Raw genomic sequence first — 3737 nt, forward strand, 5'->3', positions numbered from 1 at the left:
CCCCGCGGACCCCGAACAGGGGCGAACCGCACCCTCGGCCTCCCCCGCGCCGGGCGTCCGGACGTGTCGGAGAACACGAGGCGACCCGGGACGTATCCCCGTAGGCTCACGTCATGCAGGTGATCCAGTCGTCCAAGCTCGCCAACGTCTGTTACGAGATCCGGGGCCCGGTGCTCGAGGAGGCGACCCGGCTGGAGGCCGCCGGTCACCGCATCCTCAAGCTGAACACCGGCAACCCGGCCGCCTTCGGGTTCGAGTGCCCGCCGGAGATCCTCGAGGACATACTGCGCAACGTCGGCTCGGCGCACGGCTACGGCGACGCCAAGGGCCTGCTGGCCGCCCGCCGCGCGGTGGTGATGCACAACCAGACCCTGGGCATCGAGACCGACGTCGAGCACGTCTTCGTCGGCAACGGCGTGTCCGAGCTGATCGTGATGGCCATGCAGGGGCTGCTGGACAACGGCGACGAGGTGCTGGTCCCCGCCCCGGACTACCCGCTGTGGACGGCCGCCGTGGCCCTGTCCGGCGGAACCCCGGTCCACTACGTCTGCGACGAGCAGGCCGACTGGATGCCGGACCTGGCCGACATCGAGGCCAAGATCACCGACCGCACCAAGGCGATCGTGATCATCAACCCGAACAACCCGACCGGCGCCGTCTACAGCGACGACCTGCTGCGCGGGCTCACGGACATCGCGCGCCGCCACAACCTGCTGGTCTGCTCGGACGAGATCTACGACAAGATCCTCTACGAGGACGCCACCCACACCCCCACGGCGGCGATCGCCCCGGACCTGCTGACGCTCACCTTCAACGGCATGTCGAAGTCGTACCGGGTGGCGGGCTACCGGGTGGGCTGGATGTCGATCTCCGGCCCCAAGGCGCACGCGGACTCCTACATCGAGGGCCTCAACATCCTCGCCAACATGCGTCTGTGCGCCAACATGCCCGGACAGCACGGCGTGGTCGCCGCGCTCAGCGGCCGGCAGACGATCCAGGACCTGGTGCTCCCGGGCGGCCGGCTGCGCGAGCAGCGGGACGTCGCCCACGAGCTGCTGACGCGGATCCCGGGCGTGAGCTGCGTCAAGCCGAAGGGCGCGCTCTACCTCTTCCCGCGGCTGGACCCCAAGGTCTACCCGATCAAGGACGACCGGCGGATGGTGCTGGACCTGCTGCGCCGGGAGAAGATCATGGTGGTGCAGGGCACCGGCTTCAACTGGCCCGACACGGACCACTTCCGGATCGTCACGCTGCCCTCGGTCACCGACCTGCGGGACGCGATCGGGCGCATCGGGCGGTTCCTGGAGACCTACCGCCAGAACTGATCGACGGGCGGCGGCAGCGGCCCGGCCGGGGGGGCCGACACGCCGCGCCGAGCTGGGACTAGACACAACTTTAGACTCGTTCCAATGTAGGATGGCTTCCTGTCAAAGCGCAGGAGGCCTTCCCATGTACGAACCGATCCGCAGCAAGTCGGTCCACACCATGGCCGGCCCTGGCGCGGACGTCCCCCGCAGGTCACGCGAGGCGGAGCTGGAGTTCCAGCTGGCCGGTCACCTGGCCGCGCTGCTCGCGGTGACCGACGAGCTCCGGGCGCTGGCGCCGTGCGCCGGCCTGGACGAGGCGGCCGAACAGCTGGCCCAGCAGGTGGCCCGGCTCCGCGGCGGCTCCGCGCCGGCGCGCGCGGCGTTCCCCGGCCCGGCGGCGCGGGAGGGACACCTGGCGCGGGTCACGGCCCTGCACCGCCGGGCGCACGACCTCGCCGGCCGGGCCCTGGTGGTCGCCGCGTCCCGTGCCGACACCCGGGCGGCCATCCTCGCCGCCCAGCGCATGGAGGCCCACGCGGAGGCCGCCACGCGCCCCCTCAGCCCCTGCTGAGGCTCCCCCGAGCGGCCCCGGTCCGCGCCTGCCACGAAGCGGCGCGGGCCGGGTGCCACGAAAACGTGCCCCCGCGAGGTGCGACGGAACGTGCCCTCACAAGGTGCGGCGGAACGTGCCCCGCGGTCGTGCCGGAACGTTCCGCCGGGTCAGCGGCGCACGTGGACCGTGGCCGAGGCCTCGGCGCCCTCGTGCAGGGCGTCGCCCGCCCAGGCGGCCGTGAACGTCACGTCCCCCTTGGACCGCGGCGCGTACCTGACCGTGAAGGTCCCGTCCGCCCCGGCGGTCACCGGCGCGAGCCGCACGACGCCGTCCCGGTCGGCGGCGGTGACCGTCAGGGTGGCGGGTGCGGCGAGCGGCAGCCCCCGGGCGTGCAGCGTGCCGGTGACCTCCACACCGTCCTTGCGGGTCGCCTCGGCCGGCGCGGTGAGCGTCAGCGTGGCGGTCGCCTTGTCCACGGGCACGGTGATCCGCGTGTCCTCGGCCGCCTTGTGCAGGCTGTCGCCCGGGTAGGAGAACCGGTAGGTCGCCTCGCCCACCAGCTGGGGCACGTCGCTCACGGTGAAGGCGCCGTCCTCGCCGGCCGTCACCGGCTCCAGGGTGTGGGCGCCGTCGGCGTCCTCCCGCACCACCTCGATCCGCGGGGCCTCGGCCGGCGCGGGTCCGTCCAGCTCCAGGCGGCCGCGCAGCGTCACCGGCTCGCCGGCGGTCGCCCGGGCCGGCTCGTGGCTCGTGCCGTCCGCGAACCGGGAGGCGGACAGACCGTCCGGCGTCGGGACCACGTGCAGCCAGTACCCGGTGCCCGCGGCGTCGGTCGTCACGACGAACAGCGAGCGGCCGTCCGGCGCGAACGCGACGCCGCGCGGCACGACGCGGTCGCCGCCGTCGCCCTCGAGGACCACCTCCACGGGCGGGCGGGTGTCCGCCGGGTCGGCGGGCTCCAGGAGCAGGTCGGCGGCGTCGCCGGAGGCCGCCGCGCCCCGCGCGAACCACTTGCCGTCGTCGCTGTAGGCGAGGGCCGTCGGCTCGGCCCCCTCGGGCAGCGGCGTGTAGCGGTTCTCCTTGGCGGACAGGCCGGGCGGGGCGAGCAGCGCGGTGCCACGGGCCGGGTCGGCGAAGGCGAGGGTGGAACCGTCCGGCGAGAAGGCGGCGTCGCGGAAGTCCAGGCCGCCCAGCCCCGTGCCGTCCTGGCTGAGCCAGGTCTCCCCGAGGAAGTCGAGCACTCCGCCGTACTCGGCCTCCTCGACGACCCGGTACAGGTTGATGTTCGGATCGTCGTTGAAGGCGGTGCGCCCCGAGACGATCATCAGCATGTCCGAGGGACCGGCCGCCAGGTGGCCGGTCGCGCCGAGGTACATGACGGTCCGCGGTTCCGTCCCGTCGGCCGCCGTGGCGTGGACGGTGGGCATCACCGTCGCCTCGGCGCAGTCCCGCGGCGAGGCGCCCTCCTGGCTGGTGAAGAAGAGCAGATGCCCGGCGTGGAACAGCTCACGCCCGCAGTCGTCGACCGGGGCCGGGGTGGCCCCGAGCGGTGAGAGGTCGGCGGCGTCGAAGGCCTGGATGCTGTCCCGCTGCCCGACCAGGACGCGCGCCCCGCCGGGCTCGGCCGCGATGCCGGAGACCCGGCCCTCGGTCTGCCGCTGCGCCCGCAGGACGCCGTCGAAGTCGTAGCCGAGAACCGTCCCCGGGCCGCCGCCCCCGTCGGCGGTGTTCTCGTCGGCGATCCAGACCCGTTCGTTGGCCGCGTCCACGGCGAACTGCGAGAAGGAGGAGACCGGCAGCTTCACCACCGTCCCCGACGCCGGCGCGGCGCCCGGGGCGGTCCCCGCCGCCGCCGGTCCCGCCGTGGCCGTCAGGCC

Annotated in this window: 3 protein-coding genes; 2 read left to right on the forward strand and 1 reads right to left on the reverse strand. The window is 73.9% G+C overall.

Features of this window, described 5'->3' with window-relative positions; genetic code table 11:
* Positions 1 to 113: 113 nt before the first annotated feature.
* Entirely contained in the window at positions 114 to 1325 is a 1212-nt protein-coding gene (locus tag ACOV8S_RS16095) for a pyridoxal phosphate-dependent aminotransferase (protein WP_448318502.1), read from the forward strand.
* Positions 1326 to 1449: 124 nt separating this feature from the next.
* Positions 1450 to 1878, forward strand: coding sequence for an SCO4983 family protein (locus ACOV8S_RS16100; RefSeq protein WP_448318503.1), 429 nt, complete (start codon positions 1450 to 1452; stop codon positions 1876 to 1878).
* 149 nt (positions 1879 to 2027) lie between these two features.
* Here the strand turns inward: ACOV8S_RS16100 and ACOV8S_RS16105 are convergent.
* Positions 2028 to 3737, reverse strand: a 1710-nt coding sequence (locus tag ACOV8S_RS16105; RefSeq protein WP_448318504.1) for an Ig-like domain repeat protein, incomplete at its 5' end; no start/stop codon positions are given.

This window comes from Streptomyces sp. CO7, assembly GCF_053474865.1.